The organism is Methylotuvimicrobium sp. KM1, from assembly GCF_044788715.1.
Classification (GTDB): Bacteria; Pseudomonadota; Gammaproteobacteria; order Methylococcales; family Methylomonadaceae; genus Methylotuvimicrobium.
Genome location: NZ_CP173170.1, coordinates 2,811,714 through 2,836,800, shown reverse-complemented (window position 1 = coordinate 2,836,800; position 25,087 = coordinate 2,811,714). Strand labels below are relative to the sequence as shown.

Below are 25,087 nucleotides of genomic sequence, written 5' to 3'. Positions count from 1 at the left end.
ATAGTGTCCGGAATTGCGGCTAAAAGACCGATGCCAAAAAATTTAGAATCCATCGAAGAACAAAAACATCACCGGTTACGCGTCAACACGGATAATTGCGGTTTAGAGCTTTACCTGTCCGATTCGGTATCGGTTCGAGAAGCGCTCGATCACACCGAAATTCGCGTTCGTGCGGCTTGTGGCGGGCTGGGTACTTGCGGCGCTTGTTTGATACAAGTCATTTCCGGTCGGTTCAATCTTCCGACTCCGGCGGAACGGCAGAAATTGTTGCCGGATCAATTGGAGCAGGGTTATCGGCTCGCCTGCCAATTAAGGCCTCTGAGTGACGGTGAAGCGTATCTTGCTCATCCTGCTCCGGCGTCGCAATGGAGGAGTCCGGATCGATACCAGTGGCCTACGGTAGTGTTTTCGAAAGTTACCGACGAGGTTCAAAAACCGTATGGCATTGCGGTCGATCTAGGAACGACTCATATTCGTTTGTCTATTTGGCATCGCCCCACCGCTCGGCTCATCGGTTGCCGGGTAGGCATCAATCCTCAAGTGGCGCATGGCGCCGATGTCTTGACTCGTTTGGATGCCCAAAGATTGGACGTTCATGCCTCGCGGGACTTGATGACCGAAGGGCGTAAGGCTATCTTGGATGGTATTCGAGATATTTTGAGTCGAGATTTTGGGGAAGTGGCTTATGTCCTTGCCGAAACCGGACAGATTATCATCGTCGGAAACACCGTTATGCTGATGCTGATTGGTGGCGGTAACGATAGCGATGATTTGTATCGGCTTGAAAATTGGCATAGCCCTATCGAGTGCAAAATCGATGATGTGGCCTCGTGGCGCCATGATTGGCGTATGCCTCACGCGGATATCTCGATCGTTCAGCCATTGGCCGGTTTTGTCGGTTCGGATTTATTGGCCGATCTTTTGTCCACGGGAATTACCGAGCAATCTAGTCCGATGCTGTTGGCGGATTTGGGAACCAATACTGAAATTGCTCTGTGGGACGGTACTACGGTATGGGTGACATCGGTTCCGGGTGGGCCGGCGTTTGAAGGGGTCGGGATGCGCAATGGCTTGGCGGCTGAAACGGGCGCCATATATCGTGTACGCGATGACGGCGAGCGTTGGCTGATGACTACGATCGACGAGCAGCCGATTCGAGGATATTGTGCCAGCGGCTTCATCGATGCGATTGCGGTGATGTTGGACAAGCAAATACTCAAACCCTCCGGTCGCTTTGCCCAATCATTGCAGTCGAGCGGTACAGGTTATCGGCTTGATGCCGGCAGTGCTCGGTCGGCAATTTTTGGTGGCGATATCGATATTTTTCAACGAGCCAAGGCTTCGACCGCCGCCGCCATGATGCAATTACTCGAGTTTGCCGACTTAAAGCCAAGCGATTTACAGGCGGTTTGGATTTGCGGTAGTTTGGGGCAATACCTGGATTTACACAGTGCAATGCGTGTCGGCTTGTTGCCCTGTTTACCGGTCGACAGATTCAAACGTCTTGCGAATGCAAGTCTGGCTGGGTGCGAGCAGTTGTTGCTAGACCAAAACGCAAATGCTCGTTTAAATGCGATCATAAGCAAGACAAAATCGATCAATTTAGGCGGAATCAGTAGTTATGAAGAATGTTTTATCGAACATTTGCGCTTGCAGCCGATGGCATAAGGGGGTCGGAATATGTTGAGTCGTTACGTGCAGGCATACAACGAAGCGGTTTTCGAAACCGATAAGCAGGCCGCCTTGACCGTGGTCAATGGGGCTCTACAAGACGGTTATAGTCCGGAAGATATTGTGTTCAATTTGGTCATTCCTGCCGTGGAAGCCATGATGGCGCGCATCGAACAGGATCCCGATTCCAATCTGGCTCAACACTTCATGACGGCACAGATCGCCTCTGAAGTGACCGAGCGAATGCTGGAAAAATTCGCTAGCCTGCCGGAAACGATCGGCAAAGTGGTGATCGGGGCCGCCTATGGCGATTTGCACTCGCTCGGTAAACGTATCGTGATAGGTTGCCTTAAATCGTTGATGGTCGATGTTATCGACTTAGGCATCAATATCAGCGCCGAACAGTTTGTCGACAAGGCTGTCGAAAACGACGCACAAGTCATCGCGATTTCGGCCATGATGGTGCATACCGCGATCGGCGAGAATGGTAGTATCAAGGTTCGATCCTTATTAAAGGAGAGGGGCTTGGAAAATAAAATCAAGCTGGCGGTCGGAGGCGCGCCCTATCGATTCGATCCGGAATTATATAAAAAAGTGGGGGCCGATGTGTGGGCTCCTGATGGTGTGACGGCGGCAAAGGTTATTATCCAATTGATCAAAGAGGTGAGTCCATGACACCTTTAGAAATTTTAGCGGCGGCTAAAAACGGCGCCCCGGCACCGCGTATTCCGGTCTTTTGCAATTTGTTCGATCAAGGTGCGCGAGAACTCGATATGCGCGCTCAAGATTATTTTGCACGGGGCGATTGTGTTGCCGAAGCGCAATTGCAAATGTTAAAGCGTTTCGGTCACGATAATGTGTGGAGTTTGCACTATGTCGGCAAAGAAGCCGAATTGTTGGGCTGTAAACAAATATTGTTTGCCGATGACGGCGTGCCTAATGTGGAAGATTTCGTGATCAAGAATTGGGACGATATTGCCAAATTTGAAGTCCCGACCGATATCACTCAACAGCAAGCCTGGCAAGCCATTGCCGATTGTTTATCGATTTTACGTACCGAGATAGGGCAGACGCATGCCATTTGCGCTTATGTGACGGCTTCGACGACCTTGCCGGCCCTGTTGATGGGCATGGATAACTGGATGGAGCTATTTTTGACCGGGCCGGCCGATCTGCGCGATGAATTGTTGCGCAAATGCGTTGATTTTGTTCATCAGCACATTAACGCGCTACGTGCGGCCGGAGCCAATGTTTTGATGTATTCGACGCCGTTCGGTTCGCCCTATTTTGTCGGTAACAAAATCATCGAAGAAATCGTATTGCCTTGGATGAAACTCGATTTGCAGTCGGGCGGCGTAGATGATGTCGTCTATTACTGCGGCATGGCGCCATTTAACGGCGTTATCGATTTGGCGTTTGACCAACTGGGCATCACGTCGCATTACATCAGTCCATTGGCTGACTTGGCCGAAGCCAAGCGCTTGATCAATACCCGCGGCTTGACATGTGGTGTGATTGACGACATCAAAATGATTCATTGGAGCGAGGCGGAAACAGAAGCCGAAGTTAAGCGTATTATCGAGATAGGCAAGCAGGGCGGGCATTTTTTATTCGGTAATGGCGTGATGCCTCTGGCGGTACCGGAGGTCAATATTGAGGCGATGATAACGGCCGCCTTTGAATACGGACAGTTGACATGAAAACCTTTGTGTTGCATCAGGAGCATACAGAGCCTTTGACGATGGTCGGTTGCGGTATTTTGCGCAAAGAAGTCGACTATTTGATCCGAAAACAAGGCTGGAATGTACAAACGCATTTTTTGGATTCGGCCCTGCATAATTACCTTAATCGCTTATCGAAAGAACTTAACGAAGCCTTGCAAGAGCATGAGGCGAAAGGCGAAAAAACCTTTGTTTTTTACGGCAGTTGCCATCCGTTGATGGACAACTATTTGGACGAACATCGCACTTGCCGCACCCGGGGTCAAAATTGCATCGTTATGTTATTGGGTTATGAGCTTTTCATGCAGGAGCTTGAAAAGGGAGCGTACTTTCTAGTTGAAGATTGGGCCTTGACTTGGCAACCGATGATCACGGCTTGTTTCGGTAACAATATTGCCGTGGTGCGCGAAATTTTTCACAGCAGCCATAAGTATATGCTCGCGCTCAAAACGCCTTGCAGCGCCGATTTTTCCGAAGCCGCTCAAACCGCGGCCGATTTTGTGGATTTACCTTTACACTGGCTCGAAGTGGATCTTGAACACTTAAAGCAAGTGTTGTTCGAGGCTATTAAGCAGCGACTAGATCAAGCAACGACTTGAACGGGAATGATGAATTCAAACGAACACGATTTGCAAAGACGTATCGAGCACTTGGAGCGCCGTGTCCGTAAGCTATCCGAAGAAAAAGCCAATCTGCATCTTGTCCTGCATATGGTGGAATTGCTTAATCCGATTGCCGGTATCGATTACTTCCTAGATAGTATGATAGCGGCACTTTGCGGTAGTTTAGGCGGTACCAATACAGAGATTTATTATCTGGACGAAGGCGAGATTCACTATGTCAACTTATTCGGCGAAAAACGGATTGTTGGTGAGATTGAAGATTCGTTGGTGGCGGAGGTCTTTGCCACTCGCCATTTTGTCGAACAAAATACCGATTTGAACCATACCCTGCTCAAAGATAATGTTGCTGCGGTGGCCTGCACATGGGTGATGCCTTTGACGATTGGCGACCAAATGCTGGGTGTCGTCAAAATGTCCGATTTGCTGGGATCGGCACAGATGCGCAACTATTTGGCACCGTTTTTTTCTCATATCGCGCTGATTTTGAATAATAAAATACAGACTCGTAAAGCGGAAGCCGCTAATCGTGCCAAAAGTAGTTTTTTAGCGACGATGTCTCACGAAATTCGGACGCCATTGAACGGGATTCTGGGTATGGCTCAATTATTAGTCAAGCGGGAATGCAACGATACTAAACGCCTAGAATGCGCTCGGACGATTCTGACGTCCGGCAACAATTTGCTTGCTTTGCTCAATGATATTTTAGATTTGTCTAAAATCGAGGCGAATCGCTTGGAGCTAAATTTTTTAGCCGTTCAACCACAAAGGATTTTAGACGAAATTATGACGCTTTTTTCCGGTGCTGCCCAGCAAAAAGGCTTGAGAATTCATGCTGCCTGGGTAGATGGTGAGGTAAAGGCTTATCAAGTTGACTTGCTCAGAGTTAAGCAAATGTTATCCAATCTGGTCAGCAATGCGATTAAGTTTACCGATCGCGGTTCTATCCGGATTGAGGCGCGTTCAATCCTTGATGAGTCGAGGAATTGTTTGTTGGAGTTTTCGGTCAGCGATACCGGTATCGGTATTCCAAAGGACAAACAGCGCGAGTTATTTAAACCGTTTACCCAGGTCGATAGCAGTTCGAATCGACGCTATGTGGGGACTGGGCTGGGATTGTCGCTGGTATCGCGTTTTGCCGAGTTGATGCAAGGCAAAGCCGGGTTTGAGAGCGATGAAGGGCAAGGTTCGCGTTTTTGGTTTCGGATACCTACCCGCGTCGAGCATGAGATCGATAACAGCGCTTTACCATCCAATATCGATGAGTCATCCCAATTATCGAATCCAAATCCTAGGCTAAATCGCGTGTTATTGATTGACAGTGATTGTGGACATGGCGCTAATTTGTCTGCACAACTAAAGGCACGATCTATCGAAGTGATTGGTGTGGATCAGGATGATCAAATTTCGGACTTTATCGACGAGGATCTAGAATTTGATGCAATCATTATTGAACTTAGTTTGGAAAATAGATCTTTTGGCCGGCTTGCGAGAAAGATTCGTGTCTTGGAATCGGCCCATCATCTTCCTCGCGCATTCATCATCGGTATTAGCGATCAACAACAAAGCGAAGGGTTAGAGCCCGAATTTAAACAGGATATCGATGAACGACTCGTTCGGCCTTTTACGATAGAACATTTAGTGAGCGTTATCGAAAGCCATATACATCTGTCCGCGGCTCAGCAGCAAAAGACAGTAATTTGTAACGAAGATCGCTTGTTTTTCAAGAGTTGTGAGGGTATTAACGAGATTCTCGATGGTCTCGAAGGCCAGTTGGAAAAAAATATGTTTACTGCCGTTGAACAATTCAGCATGCTGCAAGCAAAATTGGAGGGTAGTTTGATTGCTTCGCATTTTGACACGATTGGTAAACTGATCAACGATATGAATTTTGAGGAGGCTCATTTACAGCTAAAATTATTGCGTGAGCAATTCTCCGAGACCAAGGGAAACGCATTGTGAGCATTGAACGCCAGAAGATCCTGATAATCGATGATACACCGGCTAATATCACGCTATTGGGGATGGCATTACAGGATCAATACGAGATCCAAATAGCGACTAGCGGTAAAAAAGGCCTGGTGTTGGCGAGCGAGACTCCGCCGGATTTGGTTTTACTCGATATCATGATGCCCGATCTCGATGGCTATGAAACCTGCCGCTTATTTAAATCTGATGCTAAATTACAGCATATACCGATTATTTTCGTGACGGCGTTGAGTGAAATTGAAGCTGAAATTCAGGGTTTATCGCTGGGTGCGGCAGATTTTTTGATCAAGCCTTTCAATCTCCAGATTGCTCAGCTTAGAGTGCGCAATTTGTTGGAAACCGAACGGATGCGGCAGGCATTGCGTCAAAAGGAAGAAGATCAACGTCTTGCCGCGACTGTCTTTGCCTATAGTCATGACGGCATCGTGATTACCGATGTTGAAAACCGTATTATCAATGTCAATAACGCCTTTAGCCGTATTACCGGTTATGGGCTTGACGAAATCAAAGGCGAAAATCCACGTATACTCAAATCGGGGCGGCAGGATACCGAATTCTACCGCAACATGTGGCAAGCCTTGTTATCGGAAGGTCACTGGAGCGGCGAAATTTGGAATCGCAACAAGCAGGGTGAAATTTACGCGGCCTTGACGTCTATTGCAGTGGTCAGGGACGATCAAGACAGCATTCATCATTTCATCGGTTCGTTTATCGACATTACGCCGATCAAAGAGCATCAGCACGCATTGGAACGTATCGCGCATTTCGATCCCTTGACCGGGGTTCCGAACCGCTTTTTATTATCGGATCGATTGGAACAAGCCATCGTTCATGCGCGGCGGTCGCGAAAATTAATGGCGGTGTGTTATCTGGATCTGGATGAATTTAAACCGATCAATGATCGATTCGGTCATCAAGTCGGTGATCAATTATTGATAGAAATTACTCGGCGCATCATGGCTTGTTTACGCGAGGGAGATACGCTGGCACGCATCGGCGGCGATGAGTTTGTGCTGTTGCTGTTGGATATCAATGACAGCGGCGAATGTAAGACGATATTACGAAGAATTCTTAAAGCCGTTTCGGCAAAAATGTTGCTGGCGAATCAAACTGTGTCGGTATCGTTGAGCTTGGGTTTTACTCTGTATCCGGATGATTCAGCCGATTCTGAAACATTGATTCGCCATGCCGATCAAGCGATGTATCAAGCCAAGCAACAAGGTAAGAATCGATTTCAACGGTTCGACGCGTTTCGAGAAAAATAAACGTGTGAGCAAGGAAAGCAATTTGCCCGAATCGAACGCGCATTGGCCAATAATGAGTTTGTGTTGTTTTTTCAGCCGAAGACCAATCTTCGCGATGGGACTGTTCTGGGTGTTGAAGCCTTGTTCAACTGGCTACAGGAATGGCAGTTGGAACAAAAGAATTAACGGCAGAAATCTACTTTCTTTTGTCAGCCAACTTCCTTAGCAAGACGGGGTTTGCAAGCCATACGCATCAAGCTAAAAACGGCCAATCCGCATACGTTCTTTCCCAAGTTGCTATTAAAGCATGTAGCCCGGATTGCGCTGCGCTCCATTCGGGCTACGCTGTTTATACTCGCCGGATGAAGCCGGTAGCGATTTAGCAGTGGGGATCTGCGCTTAGTCTGATGACTATGGGTTTGCAACCCCGTCCCGCAGAAGGCACTTTCATTTGCCGGGGCGATGGCTAGGCTTTCATGAACGTTACTGTGAAAGTTCGTAGATTCGGACACCTTAGCTAATTTTTCGATATACGAAGCTCAGCGGAGAAAATGCCGGCTCCAAGAGGGTGCGGTTGCTCGACCGGCAGGCGTCGGCGGCAGGGCAGATTTTTGCTCCTGCAAAATCTGCATTCATGCCATCCATGGCAATCAGTCGCCGCCGTCGAGCCTACACGGACGTATTCACCCAGCACCTAAATTCCATAGCCCATTGGCTATGGTTAACTATCTTGGATAATTTAGGTGCTGGGTTCACGGCGTCCTGTCGGGCGAGTGACCGCACCCTCCACCACCCAGAGAACTTTCATTTGCCGGGGCGATGGCCAGGCTTTCATGAACGTTACTGTAAGGTTTGAAAAATTGCCGTAGTCAATTTTTGTAATTGGCGTTCGTCGATTATATAAGGCGGCATCGTATAAATTAAGCGCCCGAACGGCCTCAGCCAAACGCCGTGTTTAACCAGACGGTCTTGAATCTCGGATAGGCACACAGGGTCTTTCATTTCGACGACACCAATAGCGCCGAGCACTCTGACATCGTTAACGCTAGCCAGGTTGCAGCAGGGTTCCAAGCCCTTTTTGAGTCCGGCCTCTATGGCCGCGACCCGGCTTTGCCAATTCGACTCGAATAATAAGTCGATGCTTGCCGATGCGATGCTGCAGGCCAGCGGATTGCCCATGAATGTCGGGCCGTGCATGAAACAGCCGGCCGGTCCATCCGAAATCGCTCCGGCAACTTTGTCGGTCGTTAATGTAGCGGCCAGCGTCAAATATCCGCCGGTCAAGGCTTTGCCGAGGCATAAAATATCGGGCGAAATGCCGGCATGTTCGCAGGCGAACAGTTTACCGGTACGGCCGAAGCCGGTCGCGATTTCATCGGCGATCAGCAATACGTCATGTTTTTTGCATAAGGCGCTTACCGATTTCAGATAGTCGGGATGATAAAACCACATGCCGCCCGCGCCTTGTACGATCGGTTCGAGAATGACCGCCGCGCAGGAGTCGCCGTGCTTCGATAAAATGGCTTCCAACGGGTCGATATCGGACGGGTCCCAAGATTCGCCGAAACGGCAAGCGGGCCGCTGCGCGAAATAGTGTTGAGGCAATACGGGGTTGAACAAATGATGCATGCCGGTAACCGGGTCGCAGACCGACATCGCACCGAAGGTATCGCCGTGATAACCACCCCGAAGCGCCACGAATCGGTTTTTTTCGGGTTTGCCGAGCGCTTGCCAATATTGAATGGCCATCTTCAATGCGACTTCGACGCTGACCGAGCCGGAGTCGCTCAAAAACACCGAGTTCAAGCCCTCGGGTGTGATTTTCAATAGGCGCTCGACCAATTCGATTGCCGGCGTATGCGTAATGCCGCCGAACATCACATGGGCCATCGAGTGAAGCTGATCCGTGGCGGCTTGATTGAGTTTGGGGTGATTATAACCGTGTATTGCCGACCACCAAGACGACATCCCGTCGATCAATTCTCGGCCGTCGGCCAGTTTAAGCATGACGCCGGAAGCACTGGCGACATGATAAACCGGCGTGGGTGCAGTCATTGATGTGTAGGGATGCCAGATATGATCGCGGTCGAGTTGCAGTCGTGTATCTTGTTGAGTCATTTAATTGAATGAGTTTGGAAAATCATTAAACCTACTCTCTTTTGATTGAAAAACCGTCTAAGAATAAAAGGTATGGGATGTGTCTATCGAGGACCGCCGTGAACCCATCCATGGGGGCTTGACGGCAGCAATCGAACGCCAAGGATGGCGTGAATGCAGATTTTGCATTTACGCTACGGATGGCGTGTATTAGGGCACCAACAGTAGGCGCTTTAGGCGATGCAGGGCAGAAAAATGCTCCTGCATTTTCTGCATTCATTACATCCATGTAACTCAGCAATTGCCGACGACTGCAAGGATGCAGGAGGTAGAGCAACGCAGGAGCAGTTGCCGAGGAGCAAAAATCTGCCTTGCTGCCGACATCCTCGCTAGCCACACCCCATACCTTCATAAAGTTATCTAATTTTTGACTATAAAGGGAGTAGAAAAGCAATTGGGCCGCGAAGTACACGAATGCGTTTAGCGCCATTGCAAGACGACATAGCGGGACATGCCGCGATCGCTGGTCAGTAACAAGACCCGCTTATTATCCTTGCTTTGATTGACGGCGCGATTGAATTCGTTGGCGGAATTGACCGGTTTGCGGTCGACTTCCAGGATTACAGTGCCGGGGCGTATGCCGGCCATTGCAGCAATCGAGCCCGGATTGACTTCGGTGACGATGACGCCTTGGCCGAGGGTTGCATTGAATTGCCGTGCTAAATCTCGGGTCACGGTCTGCACGGTCAAGCCTAATTCTTCGGTGCTTTGGGCGGGCGCTTGTGCTGCTGCAATTTGTTGATCGCCGAGTTTTTCGATTTTTATGTCGATTGTGCGCGATTTTCCATCGCGCAAGATCGCGATTTTGGCGCTTTTGCCGGGTGGTGTTAGCGCGACACGGTTTCTGAAATCGCCGATATCGTTGACCGGTCTGCCTTGGTATTGGGTCACGATGTCGCCGGCTTTGAGGCCTGCCTTCGCCGCTGGCGAATCATCGGTGACCTGTGCGATTAAAATGCCTTGATGGGTTTTTAAATTGAAGGATTCGGCCAAATCCGGCGTCAACGGCTGAATCACGACGCCTAAATAGCCGCGCGTGACTTCGCCTCGTTCTATCAATTGGTCGGCGATCGATTTTGCCAGATTGATCGGGATAGCGAAGCCAACGCCCATGTGACCGCCGCTCCGGCTGAAAATCGCGGTATTGATGCCGACTGCTTCACCTTCCAAGTTGACGAGCGGACCACCGGAATTACCCGGATTGATCGCGGCATCGGTTTGAATGAAGTCTTCATAATCGCTGATGCCTAGGCTGGTTCTGCCCTTGGCGCTTACGACCCCGACGGTCAACGTATGGCTCAAACCGAACGGATTGCCGATGGCCACGACCCATTCGCCGACTTCCAGTTTTGTTGAGTCGCCCAGCGGCAAGGCCGGCAAGTTTCCGGCTTTGATTTCAATGACGGCGATATCCGATTTAGGATCGGTGCCGGTAATCTTGGCATCGAATTCCCGCCCATCTTGGAATGTCACGCGAATTTTGTCGGCATTCGCAACGACATGATTGTTCGTGATGATATAGGAGGTTTCGCTTAATAAGCCTCGCTTCGACGCGAAAACGAAGCCGGAACCTTGTCCTATCGCGGGCGGCCGTTGTTGTGGTGCAGGGGGCGGCCCCGGGCGTCTTGGCGTTCCTGGAAATTCATCGCCAAAAAAATGCCGGAAAAAATCATCGCCGAAAGGCCATTCGTCGCCGAATGGCGTTGTAAAGGGTGCTTGCGCGACGCCTTCACGGGAACTTTCCACTTGGATAAAGACAACCGAAGGAGAGGTTTGCCGCGCGACCGACGCAAACGCTTTACTGGTTTGCCTAAGATTTTCGATACCGCCCGTTTGCGCGAATGAGAGAGGGGACAGCGTGATAATTAACAGTAGTAACGGTAAAAAATATTTTTTATTCATAAATTTAACCTTCTTGTCTGTTGCTCAGGGCGCGTAAGGAAATTTGTAAAAGTTTAAACCTAAAAAGAGCATTTGAGAGCTTCAACTACCGTTCGCCCTGAGCTCTGGATACGCTCAGGAGAGCCCTGTCGAATGGTGAAGGGGAGTTTGAGGCTTCACCAATGCGGTGAAAGTGTTGTAGACCGTTCATGCTTCGACCTGGCTCAGTACGAACGGTCTACAACACATGCCAACTGTTCTTTTTGGGTTGAAAGTTTCTTTGGCTAATATGTTTTTGCCTTGTTGACTGAATCCTCGAGCGTTAATATTAGCGGGTAGCTTTTAAGGCTTTTCTCAAAAAACAATAAAATGCACTTTCCTACGTGTGTATATAAGGGTTATTTTTTAAATTTCAAAATTATTCAGGAATTCTTTGTGGAAAATTTTACACCGTTCTCGGCTTTTCTCGGCGGAACATTGATCGGTTTGGCGGCCACCTTATTATTATGGCTAAATGGCCGCATGGCCGGGGTTAGCGGCATCATGCATCGTTTACTCAATTCCTCGAAGTCGGAGTGGCTTTGGCGGTTCAATTTTTTAATCGGGCTGGTATTAGGCGCTTTACTGTTTAATTGGTTCAACCCCGGGTTTTTCACGCCGCGTTCCGACTATCCCTATGGGCTGTTGGCTGTGGGCGGTTTTCTAGTCGGTTTCGGTACTCGCATGGGTAGCGGATGCACGAGCGGTCATGGTATTTGCGGTATTGCCAACGGATCGTTGCGTTCGATAATGGCAACTTTGATTTTCATGATCAGCGGTGTCGTCACGGTCTATTGTATCAGGCATATTATGGGAGTCGGGGTATGAAGCATTGTTTAGCGGCTTTATTGAGCGGTACGTTGTTCGGGTTCGGTTTATCGTTATCGCAAATGACCGACCCGAACAAGGTTTTGGGTTTTCTCGATGTCACAGGACGCTGGGATCCAAGTTTGGCCTTCGTGATGATGGGGGCTTTAGCCGTTTCCATCATTGCGTTTCGTTTTATCTTAAAACGTACTAGACCGATATGGGCAGAGGAATTTCATGTCGCTCGGAAAAAGTCCGTGGACAAACCACTTTTGTTCGGGGCGATGATTTTTGGTATCGGCTGGGGGATGAGCGGTTATTGTCCGGGGCCTGCTATTGCGGGCTTGGGGTTGGCCAACCCCGAAGCGTTCGTGATGGTTGCATCGATTTATTTGGGGTTTATCGCGCAAGGTATTTGGACCCGGAAACGTTTTAAGAAATCCGTAACGGTCGATGCCTAAGCAATCGTTAAATGCCGTTCAGCCTAGTACCGAATTTGAAGCTGCGGGTGACGGTTTGCTGGATCGGCGTCTGTTTTTAAAGCAAGGTTTGATTTTTACCGCCGCGACTTGGGGTGCGGTAAATTCACAGACCGCAAAGGCCGGATTCGAGCGTGAATCGTGGACGAAACAACCGGGTAAGCCTTTTTCTAATTACGGGTTGCCATCCGACTATGAAAAAAAGGTGATTCGTTGGATTATGGCCAACGACGATGCTCCGGGAAATGGCGTATCGTGGACCCCGTTGCATGAACTCGAGGGTATTGTTACGCCAAGCGGCTTACATTTCGAGCGCCATCACAACGGTGTGCCGGCAATCGATCCTGTGCGGCATCGCTTGTTGATACATGGTTTAGTCAAACGTCCTTTGACGTTTTCAGTATCGAATTTATTGCAATATCCGATGCAATCCCGTTTATGTTTCATTGAATGCGGCGGCAATAGCAATGCCGGTTGGCGGAGTGAGCCGATACAAACTCAAGTCGGCTATTTTCATGGCATGGCTTCATGCAGCGAATGGGCCGGCGTGCCGTTGAGTGTCGTCCTTCAGGAGGCTGGCATTAAAGGCCGTGCAAAATGGATCATTGCCGAAGGGGGCGATGCGTCAATGATGAATATCAGTCTACCGCTCGACAAAGCGCTCGATGATTGTTTGCTGGCCTTATATCAAAACGGCGAGCGACTGAGGCCCGAGAACGGGTATCCATTACGGCTGTTGGTTCCGGGGTGGGAAGGGGTGCTCAATGTCAAGTGGCTTAGGCGATTACACCTTGCGGTTAAACCCGTCATGGCTCGTAACGAAACCGCTAAATACACCGAATTGTTGCCTTCGGGTAAGGCGCGGCAATTTAGCTTCGTGATGGAGCCGAAGTCGGTGATTACCCATCCATCATTCGGGCACCGACTCGATCGGCACGGTTTGTACCAGATCAGCGGTTTGGCGTGGAGCGGTCGCGGTAAAATCGCGAAAGTCGAAGTATCCGCCGATGGCGGTAAGAGTTGGGCCGAGGCCGAATTACAAGAGCCGATATTGCCGCAGTGTTTCACGAGATTCCGGATTCCTTGGCGATGGAAGGGTAAAGGCGTCGTGCTCAAAAGTCGGGCGTTCGACGAAACCGGTGCGGTTCAGCCGGAACGTTCCGAGTTGATCGCAAAGCGCGGCCGGCATGGTTATTTTCATTATAATGCCATTGTGAGTTGGGCCATTACGGAAGCGGGTGAGATTAGTCATGTCTATCTTTAAGAGTCTGCTATGCTTTAGCCTTGGCTCGGCTAATATGGTTGTAGCCGAAGAGCTGATTGGTCCCGGATTGGGTCTTCAGGCGCCGCCGGCGATGTTGAAACAATGGAATAGAGATGTTTTTCCCGATGGGGCGGGTTTGCCGTTAGGGCGAGGTAGCGCTCGCGAAGGTGAGGTCGTTTACCGGGCGCATTGCATCGGTTGTCATGGTCCGGAAGGACGTGGCGGTAGCGCCGAGGAGCTGGCCGGCGCCGAACATTCATTAATCGACGATCCGCCGGATAAAACGATCGGAACTTATTGGCCGTATGCGACGACTCTTTTCGATTTTACGCGACGCTCCATGCCGTTATCGAATCCGGGGGCGTTAACCGATGATCAAGTCTATGCGGTAACCGCCTATTTGCTTTTTCTCAATCGTATTATTGGGCCCGACGACGAAATGAATGCACGATCGTTGCCGGCTGTCGTTATGCCGAATCGGGACGGGTTTATTGATAATTATCGGCGGGACGATTAAGGAGCTCGGAGCCGTTGATTTTAAGTAATGGCCGGCGATTGGGATTTTCAGTTCGAATTAATTTTTGAGTACGATCGTTTTCGCTTTTCTAATTCATCGATTAAATCATGCATAAATTAACTATTTCGGACTTGGCCATTGTCCTGATCGAGCCTTCAGTTCCGCAATTGAAACTCATTGTGAAGCATTTGCAGGAAGAAGGCGTCAAGTATATTAATGGCGTCTCTTCAGGCGAGGAGGCATTGGAGGCTATCAGCAATTACCAACCGGACTTGCTGATTAGCAGTATGTACTTACCCGATACCACGGCGACCGAGTTATTTACCCGAATTAAGGAATCGGACGACTTTCAGGATATGCAGTGCATGCTAATTTCCAGCGAAACTAGTCGAGTGGCGCTGGAGCCGATACGTCAAGCCGGCGTTGTGGCAATTTTACCCAAACCGTTCGATCATGCCGATTTGAAAAGGGCATTACGCGCTTCGGTCGAGTTTGTCGATCCGGAGGAATTGGAATTGGATTCTTATGATATCGAGGCTGTTAGGGTTTTGTTGGTCGACGACAGTGCGCCGGCACGTAAGCATATTACCAAAGTGCTCAACAATATGGGGATACAACGCGTAACGTTGGCAAACGACGGGACGGACGCATTGGCAATATTCGCCGAGTCGCCGGATGCCTTCGACTTGATCGTAACGGATTACAATATGCCGGAAATGGACGGCCAGGAATTGATCGAGGCGATACGAGCCAATATGGAAAATAGCTCGATTCCGATATTAATGGTCACCAGTGAGTCGAACCAAGCAACGCTCAATAAAATTCAGCAGGCCGGAGTTTCTGCGATTTGTGATAAGCCGTTTGAGCCGAAAAATATAAAGGAATTAGTTTATCGATTGTTAGAGGAAATCTAGTTTATTTTGTAGCGGTTTCAGTCGCGAATATCGCGACTGAAACCGCCAAACTAAAAATCAAGTTTTTAAAGCTGATGTCGGGGCAACCCTCGAACCATTTAAATTTTTCCGTCAAGGCCCATTTGGAAATATTTGTGAGTGATTTTATCTTGATTTTCCAACAGCCAATCGATATCCGGGGTATTGGTCATGGCTTTATGGATGGCTTGTGCCATGGCTTTGCGGTGGATGTCGAACAGTATTTGATGGTCCAGATTATCGTCGGTCGCCACACTAGGGTTGAGCCATACCGAGCAGATGATTCCTAAATCGTTCGCTTTTTCTTTCGGAATATCTCCCGCGCGAACTGCATCAAGTACACCATTAGCGATAGCGGCCTGAACGGTACCCATTAATATATTGGTGTAGCGGCTATTGTTAACAGTGACCTTGCTGACCATTAAAGTGACGGGGCGGACTTGAATATCGGTATTCAAAATTGCGAAAACCCGGCTATGACCTTTGACTTGGTCCCCTGTCAGAGTGGCGAGGGCCGTACCGACCGGTCCGTCCAGTTCGCCGATGACGATTTCCGGTTCGGCTGCAGTTCCCGGAGGTCCGCCTGCTACGAGTGATTCGCCGGTACGCATGATGATTCTTTCGCTCATAATGATCTCCTTAATAAAAATGTTACAGGGAAAGATTTTGAACGACTAGAATAGCACATTTGACTCTCATTCTTAAGGCTGTGACAAATTCAACACGATTAACAATAACCGATCATAGTAGGGATTCAGCCGGATTAGCTTATATTTATCCCGTTCTCTCAAGGCGCGCCGGTGGGTTGTCGATCGGTGTCAATTTTAATATCAACAATGCTTGCAACTGGCGATGTCTTTATTGCCAAGTTCCCGATTTAACGTTGGGTGCTGCGCCGCCGATCGATTTTTCATTATTGGAAAAAGAATTGAGGCAGTTTTTGAGCGATGTATTGCATGGCAATTTTTTTGACCGGTTTCAAGTCGACCCCCGTAATCGAGTAATCAAAGATATTGCAATTTCGGGAAACGGCGAGCCGACCAGCGTTCAGGATTTCGATAAGGCGGTCGATTTGATCGGCCGAGTTGCCACTGAAATGGGAGTACTACCGAATAGCGGTTTTGTTTTGATTAGCAACGGCAGTTTAATGCACCAGGCGAAGGTTCAGACCGGGCTTCGGTCATTGCATCGCTATGGGGGGGAAGTTTGGTTCAAGTTTGATAGCGCGACTGATGCGGGGCGGAATTTTATTAATAACGCAGCGCAAACGATGGAGTCGGCATTAAGAAATCTAAAGATTTCGGCCGCAATCTGTCAGACTAAAATTCAAACTTGCCTAGTCGATTATTCCGGGCAGGGATTGACCGACGTGGAAAAAAACGCGTATTTGCAATTTTTAAAAAGAATCAAGAACGATGGTGTGGCGATTGGTAAAATTATGCTTTATACAATTGCGCGCCCATCGATGCAGCCGGAAGCGGCTAAAATGAAGCCGTTGTCACCGGAGCTCATGCGACATTTTGCGGGCGAGATCAGATCGCTTGGTTTTGAAGTTCGGGTGGATTGTTAACTGCCTTGTTTCCGGTTGATGGCTTGGGGTAAATTGTTAGCAGTTAGCAGTGAATGTGCGGGGTGAGGGATGTGTGGGAAATCGGGCGTTGTCGGAAAAATGGTGCGTCATAAGTCCAGCAATGCGGACGGACGAAGGGTGCATACTAAGCCTTACTCTCTCAGCTTTTAGCCGTTTCTTGCTCTCAAGTCGGGCTTAAGCCTTGATGTCTAATAGACTTCCTATCGTTTTTTTCTCGGTTTCGAGAATTTTGACGGCTGCAGATGTTTCAAATTCCGCTTCTTTTAAGCTGAGTACCGGTTTAATAATGTCTCGAGGCTCAAATTCAGAACTGCCTACTTCATCGTTTTTTATCGGTAATGTGGCAATTTTGTGTGCCGCTTCGGCTGATTTGTGCTGTGCGCCGTTGATAAGATTCAATACGCTGTTTGTTGGTGAAATGTCCATAATCAAACCCTTGTGAAATATGAGCGCTTAATGGAATTACATAAACTAATTTTAGTCTTTTAAAATCAATTGCATGCTTCTTTATTGCTTCGCTTTACGTCGAATAGTAGCTCTTTTATGTTGTTTTGTCCGAGCGTTATTTCACGTTTCTTAGATTAAAAGGTATGAGATTTTTTTTGCGATGGCAGGTATTTTTGCTGCCGATGGTCGTTCAGCTTAACGAGGCGCCTAATCCAACACAGGGTCAGTTCGGCATTGAGTTATGGCAGGCGGTTTATTTTGAAGGGGTCGTTTCAAGAAAAGCGGAAGCGAATTTGCTCCCGCTAACGCTTGAGCAATTAGATTGTTTGTCTGCGTTTTGTAGAAGAAATAAGGCCAACCAAAGCGGCACCTAGTAACCAGATGCTTGCCGGTAATGGGACTGCTGTGACGTTTAGGCCAACATATTTTTTTTCAATGAAAGCCGCTTCTCCAAGTGTTGTGCTTATAGCACCTAGAAGATTTTGGATTGTGATATTCAGATATCCGCTATTGAAAGAAGTGGTATCTAAAATGGTATCTGCCTGCCAGTTATTGGTTTGCAAGAACGCAGTTTGAGTAAATGCATCATTAGCAACGATACTTTCGGTAGTGTCAAAGGATGGATTTTCAATATCGAAAGCGCGAACTTGACCGCCTACTCCAACAAGAGTTGAATTGCCAAAACTAAAATAATCGCCTTTTTCAATAACTGAAACGGTATTTATTTGATGTTGTGGGTTCAATGCTTGGACTTTGATGTTAACGGTATCGTTGGTCATGTCGACGCCGGCAGTATTCAAGGCGGTAGCGGTGAATGCTGTTGGGGTAAAGTATAAAGTGTCGCCTGAAACATTAGCTGAACCGAATAAACCGGTAAGCGTACTATCAAATTCAAACGAAACAGAATTGCCGAATAAGGTGACTAGGCTTGCTTGCGCACTCCCCGTAAAAAGATAAATAAATGATATTAAAACAAACTTGGTTATTCTAAACATGAAAAAAACTCCTTGTGATTAAGAGTAAAGTCAAAAAATTACATGGTGAAAAAGCTAGGCCAAATTAGTCAAAGAGCAATATTGACTTTGAAATAATGTTTGCAACAAAAAGATGCATGACATTAAAAATCTCACTAACAATTTAAGGTGGTCCGGCCATCTTTAAAATATTAAAGATCCGTAACTTTCCGGCCCCGCTTCACAACGGGTGAGGCTTTCTCTTAAAAATTTCTCTGCTGTGTTTGGCGTATTCGCGTAAAGAATCCGCCAAAAACGTTTTTCGTAAAGTTCGATTTAGTCAATTTCAATAGTAACGATCATGAAGAAGCCTTCATCGCCCCGGCAAATGAAAGTTCGAGGCGTGGCGGAGGATGTGGTCACTCGCCCGACAGGACGCCGTGAATACGTCCATGTAGGCTCGACGGCGGCGACTGATTGCCATGGATGGCATGAATGCAGATTTTGCAGGAGCAAAAATCTGCCCTGCCGCCGACGCCTGTCGATCGAGCAACGGCATCCTCTTCGGAGCCGGCATTGTACTTTCACAAAAAACTAATATCTACTTCACGATACTGACGATACTACTAAAATATTACATTTCCATTAAGAAAAGCTAAATTCTTTTCTCGATATGTGTTCAATTTTACTACAATGGCTCCGAATCGTTTCATCATGAAAGTTTCTACGACCTTTACTCTAAGAAGCAATACTTATACCAAGTATTAGAAAATTATTATAATCAAAACGTTGTGAGCAGTATGGTCATTGTTTTAATCGCAAAAATCTTTCTTTTGTAAAAAATATTGACAATTAAGTGCAGTTTATAGTCTGTAAGTGACTGTTTTTAAATGAGCTATGACTAATTGATAAGATGGTTTTACATATTTTAACGTGCTGAGATATCATTTTTAATTCGATGTTTTGTTGGTGGAGCGAATAGATTGTTGTTAAGGCCTAGGCTAAAAGAGGATCAGGATTTAGTGCGGCTGAAATTGTAAAATAACTTGACAAAATTTGTTATTGAAATGGCGCGCTGCTCTTTGTGTGATTTTACCTGTCAGGCATTTAATTTCGGCATTTGCGTATGAAACGCTGGGGGGAAATCGGCAATGGTTAAGTGTCAAGAATGTTGTCGATCCTGCGCCTAAATTTTAGCTCATAACTGGTATCTTAAATGCGTCAACTAGAATCGCGAGTCGTTGAATTAGGCCTGCAAAAATTAAAATCGCCGCAACAAGTTTATATTGCCTATAGCGGCGGTGTAGATTCGCATGTGTTGTTACATCTTTGTGCTTCGATATCTACTCTACAAAATAAAATTACCGCGGTTCATATACATCACGGTTTGCAAGCGGTAGGCGATGCTTGGCCAAGTCATTGCCGGTCGGTTGCTAAGCAATTGGGTGTTGATTTTGTCGAAATTCATGTCGATGCGCGAAGCGCCGGGCGCGAAAGCCCCGAGGAAGCGGCCAGGAATGCGCGATATGACGCCTTAAAGGCTTTGCTTTCGGAAAACGACGTTTTGATGGTGGCTCAGCACCGAGAGGATCAATTGGAAACCGTTTTATTGCAATTGTTTCGAGGCGCCGGTTTGCAAGGGCTCTCGGGCATGCCTGAAATGATGGCCTTTGGCAAGGGAGTGCTGTTGAGGCCCTTATTGAATACACCAAAACAAGTAATCGACCAATACGCCCGGCAACATGATTTCAATTTTATTGAAGATCCCAGTAATCAAGGCATTGACTTCGATCGTAATTTTTTACGCAATGAAATTGTTCCTTTACTCAAGCAACGTTGGCCGTCCATTGATAAAACAGTCTCTCGTTCAGCGGTTCATTGCGCGGAAGCCTCTGAACTGTTGAGTAAATTAGCTGGCGATCAATTCAAGCAGGTCTATCAAACAAAGGATGCAACGCTATCGATACCGGCTTTGGTAAAGCTTGATGTGACGGAACAAGCATTAATTGTTCGGCAATGGTTCGCGCGTTTGGGGCTAAAAATGCCGTCCCGTGCCTTTGTGTTGCGTATTTTGTCCATGATTCAGTCGCCGCTTGGCGATCCGCAGTTGCCGAATCAAAAACATACGATACGCCGTTTCCGGAATAGCTTGTTTTGTGTGCCGCAGCAAACCGTTAATTTACCGGAACAAGTCGTTGTATGGTCGAATAGCGATGCCCCTCTTGACTTGCCTGACGGTACGGAACTGAAAATTGCTTATGACCACTCCGGAATTGATCAATCGATTTGGCTTAGGTCGCATATCGACGTTAGGTTTCGTAGCGGCGGGGAAAAAATTGCTTTGCCGAATCGAGAAGGGCGGCATCGCTTGAAAAATCTTTATCAGGACGCAGGGATTCCGCCTTGGGAAAGGCCTTATATTCCATTAATCTATTTAGACGGGCGCTTGGCGGCAATTGCCGATCTTTGGATCGGTTCCGAATTTTATTGCAAAAACAAGCCAGGGTGTATTCGGCTAATTCGATCGCAAAAAAATAAAAACCGGAAAGGCCATGACGAATGTGTCTTAGTCGATTAAAATAGATAAATTTTAATCTTGGCTATTTCAAAGCCGTCTCCCGAAATTTTTTATTTCTTACATGACCAAATTTATTTTCATTACCGGTGGTGTCGTTTCCTCGTTGGGTAAAGGCATTGCCGCATCGTCGTTGGCAGCCATTCTTGAAGCGCGTGGGCTGAAAGTGACGATGACAAAGCTGGACCCTTATATCAACGTAGATCCCGGAACGATGAGCCCTTTTCAACATGGCGAGGTATTCGTCACCGAGGATGGCGCTGAAACCGATCTCGACCTAGGTCATTACGAGCGGTTTATTAAAACCACAATGACCAAGAAGAACAATTTCACGACCGGTCAAATTTATGAAAATGTATTGCGCAAAGAACGCAAAGGCGATTATTTAGGCGCGACCGTTCAAGTTATTCCGCATATTACCGATGAAATCAAGCGTCGAATCGAACTCAGTGCCATAGGCATGGATGTCGCGATTATCGAAGTTGGCGGCACGGTCGGCGACATCGAATCGCTGCCTTTTCTGGAGGCGATCCGGCAAATGTATGTTGAATTGGGTAGGGATCGCGCGCTTTTCATTCACTTGACGCTAGTTCCCTATATCAAGTCGGCCGGTGAGATCAAAACCAAACCGACCCAACATTCTGTTAAAGAACTTAGGACAATCGGAATTCAGCCGGATATCTTGATTTGTCGTTCCGAACAACCGATTCCGGCAATCGAACGTCGTAAAATTGCGTTGTTTACGAATGTTGCTGAGAGAGCCGTTATTTCCGCGATCGATGCCGATTCGATTTATCGTATTCCTTTGCTGCTGCATGAGCAGGGGTTGGACGATATTGTTGTCGAAAAACTTCGCTTGGATGTCCCTAAAGCTGATTTGACCGAATGGGAAAATGTGATCGAGGGTCTAACTCATCCGCTCAATGAAGTGTCGATTGCGATCGTCGGAAAATATGTCGATCATTCCGATGCTTATAAATCATTGCATGAAGCATTGATTCATGCCGGCATTAAAACCCGAAATAAGGTAAAGATTGAATATATCGATTCGGAAATGATCGAGGAGGAAGGTGTTTCGGCTTTGAAGCCCGTTGATGCGATTCTGGTTCCCGGCGGTTTTGGCGAGCGAGGTGTCGAAGGTAAGATTGCGACAGTTAGGTATGCTCGGGAAAATAAGATCCCTTATTTAGGAATTTGTTTAGGCATGCAGGTGGCGGTTATCGAGTTTGCTCGCAATGTCGCCAATCTGGAGGGCGCGCACAGTACCGAGTTTCTACCCGATTCCCCGCATCCGGTAATAGGCTTAATTACCGAATGGATGGATGCGGAAGGACAAGTGGAGGTTCGAAGTGCAAATTCCGACTTAGGCGGCACGATGCGTTTGGGCGGGCAAAAATGCCGTTTGCAAATTGGCTCGTTAGCTTACGAGCTTTATCAGAAGGAAGTGATTAGAGAGCGTCATCGGCACCGTTACGAGTTTAATAATAAATATTTTGAAAGGCTTGAGCAAAACGGCATGCGCTTCTCAGGCAAATCGATCGACGGGCGCTTGGTCGAAGTTATCGAAATTCCGGAGCACCCCTGGTTTTTGGCTTGCCAATTTCATCCGGAATTTAATTCGGCGCCGCGTAAAGGCCATCCGTTATTTTCCGGTTTTGTTGCCGCGGCTGCTCTTCATAAAAAGGAAACCGAGAAATGAAATTATGCAACTTTGAAGTAGGGCTCGATAAGCCATTGTTTTTGATCGCAGGCCCTTGCGTGATCGAAAGTGAGGAACTGGCTATGGAAACTGCGGGTTTCCTGAAAGAAATCACGGCTGAATTGGGTATTCCGTTCATCTATAAATCGTCTTTCGATAAAGCGAATCGTTCTTCGCTGGAAAGTTTTCGAGGCCTCGGTTTTGAGCGGGGGTTGGCCATTCTGCAAAAGGTCAAGCAGCAAATCGGTGTGCCGGTATTGACTGACGTTCATGAAGACACTCCGCTGAAAGAAGTCGCCGAAGTGGTCGATGTCGTGCAGACGCCGGCATTTTTATGTAGGCAGACTAATTTTATTCAAAGCGTGGCCGAGTTAGGTATACCGGTCAATATTAAAAAAGGCCAGTTCTTGGCGCCCTGGGACATGGCCAATGTCGCAAACAAAGCCAAAGCGACCGGCAATCAGCAGATCATGGTTTGCGAACGCGGTGTGTCGTTCGGCTATAACAACCTGGTATCGGATATGCGCTCGCTGGCCGTTATGCGAGATACAGGTTGTCCGGTCGTGTTCGATGCGACGCATTCGGTGCAATTGCCGGGCGGGCAAGGTTCTTGTTCCGGCGGGCAACGTGAATTCGTTCCGGTACTGGCAAGAGCGGCAGTAGCGGTCGGCGTTTCAGGGCTATTTATGGAAACGCATCCGAATCCGGCCGAGGCGCTTAGTGATGGCCCTAATTCTTGGCCTATGCACCGCATCAAAGAATTACTTGAAATTTTAATCACCTTGGATCGGGCTGTGAAAGCAAGCAGTTTGATCGAAACAACTTTATAAGGAACCCTAATGGCTGAAATAGTAGACATTCGTGCAAGAGAAATTTTGGATTCACGCGGTAACCCGACGATTGAAACCGACGTGGTTCTGTCTTCAGGTTTCATCGGTAGCGCCATGGTGCCTTCCGGTGCATCGACAGGCGAACGTGAGGCAATCGAATTGCGTGACGGCGATAAATCGCGCTATTTAGGTAAAGGCGTGTTGAAAGCAGTTAATAACGTCAATACTGAAATTCGTTCCGCGATCCTTGGCATGGACGCAGGCGATCAGTCTGCTATCGACCAAAAGATGATCGAACTGGATGGTACCGAGAACAAAGGCCGTTTAGGCGCTAACGCGATTCTGTCGGTTTCAATGGCGGCCGCTCATGCCGAAGCGAAAGACGCGGGCCTGCCTTTGTATAATTATATGAACACCAGTGGCGAATTTATCATGCCGGTGCCGATGATGAATATCATCAATGGCGGTTCGCACGCCGACAACAGCGTCGATTTGCAAGAATTCATGATTCTGCCGGTCGGCGCGCCGAACTTCCGTGAAGCGATTCGTTACGGCGCGGAAGTATTCCACAACCTCGCGAAAGTACTAAAAGGTAAAGGTTTGGCAACTACGGTCGGCGACGAAGGCGGTTTTGCTCCGAATCTGTCTTCGAACGAAGAAGCGATCGAAGTCATCCTCGAAGCGATCGAAAAAGCAGGTTACAAAGCAGGGCAAGACATCTATCTGGGTATGGATGCGGCCAGCTCCGAATACTACAAAGGCGGCAAATATGTGCTATCTGCGGAAAACCGGAGCTTCACGTCGGAAGAAATGACCGATTTCTTTGTCGAATGGGTCAAAAAATATCCGATCATCTCGATCGAAGACGGCCTGGATCAAAACGATTGGGCCGGTTGGAAAATTCATACCGAGAAGCTGGGCGGCATGATTCAATTGGTCGGCGACGATCTGTTCGTGACTAACCCTAAAACTCTGAAAGAAGGCATCGAGAAAGGCATCGCCAATTCGATTTTGATCAAGGTTAATCAAATCGGTACCTTGACCGAAACGTTCGATGCGATTCATACCGCGCAAGCCGCCGGTTATAGCGCCGTCGTTTCGCATCGTTCCGGTGAAACCGAAGATACGACGATTGCCGATCTAGTCGTCGCGACTGGAACCGGTCAGATCAAAACAGGATCTCTGAGTCGTTCCGATCGTGTTGCCAAATACAATCGTTTAATGAAGATCGAGGACGAATTGGGTTCTCAGGCGAAATACGCGGGTCGCAGTGCATTCAAAATGCTCTGATTTGTCTGAAAAGGGGCGGCACTGTCGCCGCCCTGATTCAGGATGGGCCGTTCAATGAATAATTTCAAGATTTTCGTCGCGGTACTGATTGCGATCATCGTGCATTTGCAGTTTCGCCTTTGGTTCGGCGACGGCGGCATTGTTCAGATAAATCAATATCAAAGCCGATTGGGTGAGCTCGCGATGCAAGTTCAGGAAAAAAAGGAACGCAATGCGGCCCTTTACGGCGAAGTTCTGGATTTGAGAAAAGGGCAAGAGGCGATCGAGGAAAGAGCCCGCTATGAATTAGGGATGATCAAGGAAGGCGAGACTTTTTTTCAGGTTCTGGAGTAGGGTAGATCGGCTGGAATGGGATCAGCAATGTGAGCTCCGACTTTACAA

The 25,087-nt window shown here is 47.9% G+C and carries 22 protein-coding genes and 1 riboswitch; of the genes, 17 read left to right on the top strand and 5 right to left on the bottom strand.

What is annotated here, in order from left to right:
• Window positions 1–30 precede the first annotated feature (30 nt).
• From ACINK7_RS12125 to ACINK7_RS12100, 6 genes are read left to right on the top strand one after another with little or no spacing between them, the layout of a single operon-like run.
• Window positions 31–1,668, top strand: coding sequence for an ASKHA domain-containing protein (locus ACINK7_RS12125; protein ID WP_404355460.1), 1,638 nt, complete (start codon window positions 31–33; stop codon window positions 1,666–1,668).
• Between the two features lie 12 nt (window positions 1,669–1,680).
• Window positions 1,681–2,346 carry a B12-binding domain-containing protein gene (locus ACINK7_RS12120; RefSeq protein WP_404355458.1) on the top strand — a complete coding sequence of 222 codons (666 nt, stop codon included), beginning with the start codon at window positions 1,681–1,683 and terminating at the stop codon, window positions 2,344–2,346.
• A complete protein-coding gene (locus ACINK7_RS12115) occupies window positions 2,343–3,371 on the top strand; it encodes a uroporphyrinogen decarboxylase family protein (RefSeq protein WP_404355456.1) in 1,029 nt (342 codons plus the stop codon). The genes ACINK7_RS12120 and ACINK7_RS12115 overlap by 4 nt, the downstream gene beginning before the upstream one ends.
• The gene (locus ACINK7_RS12110; protein ID WP_404355454.1) at window positions 3,368–3,991 is read left to right on the top strand and encodes a DUF1638 domain-containing protein; all 624 of its coding nucleotides are present in this window, start codon (window positions 3,368–3,370) and stop codon (window positions 3,989–3,991) included. The genes ACINK7_RS12115 and ACINK7_RS12110 overlap by 4 nt, the downstream gene beginning before the upstream one ends.
• 6 nt (window positions 3,992–3,997) lie before the next feature.
• On the top strand, window positions 3,998–5,974 hold the full coding sequence (locus ACINK7_RS12105; protein WP_404355452.1) for an ATP-binding protein: 1,977 nt from the start codon (window positions 3,998–4,000) through the stop codon (window positions 5,972–5,974).
• On the top strand, window positions 5,971–7,266 hold the full coding sequence (locus ACINK7_RS12100; protein WP_404355451.1) for a diguanylate cyclase domain-containing protein: 1,296 nt from the start codon (window positions 5,971–5,973) through the stop codon (window positions 7,264–7,266). The genes ACINK7_RS12105 and ACINK7_RS12100 overlap by 4 nt, the downstream gene beginning before the upstream one ends.
• A gap of 819 nt (window positions 7,267–8,085) precedes the next feature.
• Here the strand turns inward: ACINK7_RS12100 and bioA are convergent.
• Both bioA and ACINK7_RS12090 read right to left on the bottom strand, forming a co-directional pair.
• Window positions 8,086–9,363 carry an adenosylmethionine--8-amino-7-oxononanoate transaminase gene (bioA, locus tag ACINK7_RS12095; protein ID WP_404355449.1) on the bottom strand — a complete coding sequence of 426 codons (1,278 nt, stop codon included), beginning with the start codon at window positions 9,361–9,363 and terminating at the stop codon, window positions 8,086–8,088.
• A 459-nt stretch (window positions 9,364–9,822) separates the two neighbouring features.
• Window positions 9,823–11,304: a DegQ family serine endoprotease gene (locus ACINK7_RS12090; protein ID WP_404355448.1), complete on the bottom strand. Its 1,482-nt coding sequence runs from the start codon at window positions 11,302–11,304 to the stop codon at window positions 9,823–9,825.
• Window positions 11,305–11,652: 348 nt separating this feature from the next.
• Between ACINK7_RS12090 and ACINK7_RS12085 the strand changes: the two genes are divergently transcribed.
• The 5 genes from ACINK7_RS12085 to ACINK7_RS12065 all read left to right on the top strand — a co-directional run bounded on the left by ACINK7_RS12085 (window position 11,653) and on the right by ACINK7_RS12065 (window position 15,303).
• A complete protein-coding gene (locus ACINK7_RS12085) occupies window positions 11,653–12,150 on the top strand; it encodes a YeeE/YedE family protein (RefSeq protein ID WP_404355446.1) in 498 nt (165 codons plus the stop codon).
• Entirely contained in the window at window positions 12,147–12,590 is a 444-nt protein-coding gene (locus ACINK7_RS12080; protein ID WP_404355445.1) for a DUF6691 family protein, read from the top strand. The genes ACINK7_RS12085 and ACINK7_RS12080 overlap by 4 nt, the downstream gene beginning before the upstream one ends.
• Entirely contained in the window at window positions 12,583–13,872 is a 1,290-nt protein-coding gene (gene soxC, locus ACINK7_RS12075; protein WP_404355443.1) for a sulfite dehydrogenase, read from the top strand. Before ACINK7_RS12080 ends, soxC begins: the two co-directional genes overlap by 8 nt.
• On the top strand, window positions 13,859–14,389 hold the full coding sequence (locus ACINK7_RS12070; RefSeq protein ID WP_404355441.1) for a c-type cytochrome: 531 nt from the start codon (window positions 13,859–13,861) through the stop codon (window positions 14,387–14,389). The genes soxC and ACINK7_RS12070 overlap by 14 nt, the downstream gene beginning before the upstream one ends.
• 107 nt (window positions 14,390–14,496) lie before the next feature.
• Window positions 14,497–15,303, top strand: a complete 807-nt coding sequence (locus ACINK7_RS12065; RefSeq protein WP_404355439.1) for a response regulator — start codon at window positions 14,497–14,499, stop codon at window positions 15,301–15,303.
• A gap of 98 nt (window positions 15,304–15,401) precedes the next feature.
• Here the strand turns inward: ACINK7_RS12065 and fae are convergent, their stop codons facing one another.
• Window positions 15,402–15,950 (bottom strand): formaldehyde-activating enzyme, encoded by a 549-nt coding sequence (gene fae / locus ACINK7_RS12060; protein WP_341325355.1) that lies wholly within the window; start codon window positions 15,948–15,950, stop codon window positions 15,402–15,404.
• A gap of 80 nt (window positions 15,951–16,030) precedes the next feature.
• Between fae and ACINK7_RS12055 the strand changes: the two genes are divergently transcribed.
• On the top strand, window positions 16,031–16,891 hold the full coding sequence (locus ACINK7_RS12055; protein ID WP_404355437.1) for a radical SAM protein: 861 nt from the start codon (window positions 16,031–16,033) through the stop codon (window positions 16,889–16,891).
• A 195-nt stretch (window positions 16,892–17,086) separates the two neighbouring features.
• Here ACINK7_RS12055 and ACINK7_RS12050 read toward each other — a convergent pair whose 3' ends face one another.
• Window positions 17,087–17,311 carry a hypothetical protein gene (locus tag ACINK7_RS12050; protein ID WP_404355436.1) on the bottom strand — a complete coding sequence of 75 codons (225 nt, stop codon included), beginning with the start codon at window positions 17,309–17,311 and terminating at the stop codon, window positions 17,087–17,089.
• A 365-nt stretch (window positions 17,312–17,676) separates the two neighbouring features.
• On the bottom strand, window positions 17,677–18,354 hold the full coding sequence (locus ACINK7_RS12045) for a VPLPA-CTERM sorting domain-containing protein (RefSeq protein ID WP_404355434.1): 678 nt from the start codon (window positions 18,352–18,354) through the stop codon (window positions 17,677–17,679).
• Between the two features lie 143 nt (window positions 18,355–18,497).
• Window positions 18,498–18,579: riboswitch (cyclic di-GMP riboswitch) on the bottom strand.
• Between the two features lie 949 nt (window positions 18,580–19,528).
• Here ACINK7_RS12045 and tilS point away from each other — a divergent pair.
• From tilS to ftsB, 5 genes are all read left to right on the top strand, one after another.
• Entirely contained in the window at window positions 19,529–20,890 is a 1,362-nt protein-coding gene (gene tilS, locus ACINK7_RS12040; protein ID WP_404355433.1) for a tRNA lysidine(34) synthetase TilS, read from the top strand.
• 61 nt (window positions 20,891–20,951) lie between these two features.
• Window positions 20,952–22,586: a CTP synthase gene (locus ACINK7_RS12035; protein WP_404355431.1), complete on the top strand. Its 1,635-nt coding sequence runs from the start codon at window positions 20,952–20,954 to the stop codon at window positions 22,584–22,586.
• On the top strand, window positions 22,583–23,416 hold the full coding sequence (kdsA, locus tag ACINK7_RS12030; protein WP_341325350.1) for a 3-deoxy-8-phosphooctulonate synthase: 834 nt from the start codon (window positions 22,583–22,585) through the stop codon (window positions 23,414–23,416). The genes ACINK7_RS12035 and kdsA overlap by 4 nt, the downstream gene beginning before the upstream one ends.
• 9 nt (window positions 23,417–23,425) lie before the next feature.
• Window positions 23,426–24,706 carry a phosphopyruvate hydratase gene (gene eno / locus ACINK7_RS12025; protein WP_404355429.1) on the top strand — a complete coding sequence of 427 codons (1,281 nt, stop codon included), beginning with the start codon at window positions 23,426–23,428 and terminating at the stop codon, window positions 24,704–24,706.
• Between the two features lie 54 nt (window positions 24,707–24,760).
• Window positions 24,761–25,039 carry a cell division protein FtsB gene (ftsB, locus tag ACINK7_RS12020; protein ID WP_404355427.1) on the top strand — a complete coding sequence of 93 codons (279 nt, stop codon included), beginning with the start codon at window positions 24,761–24,763 and terminating at the stop codon, window positions 25,037–25,039.
• Window positions 25,040–25,087: the final 48 nt, after the last annotated feature.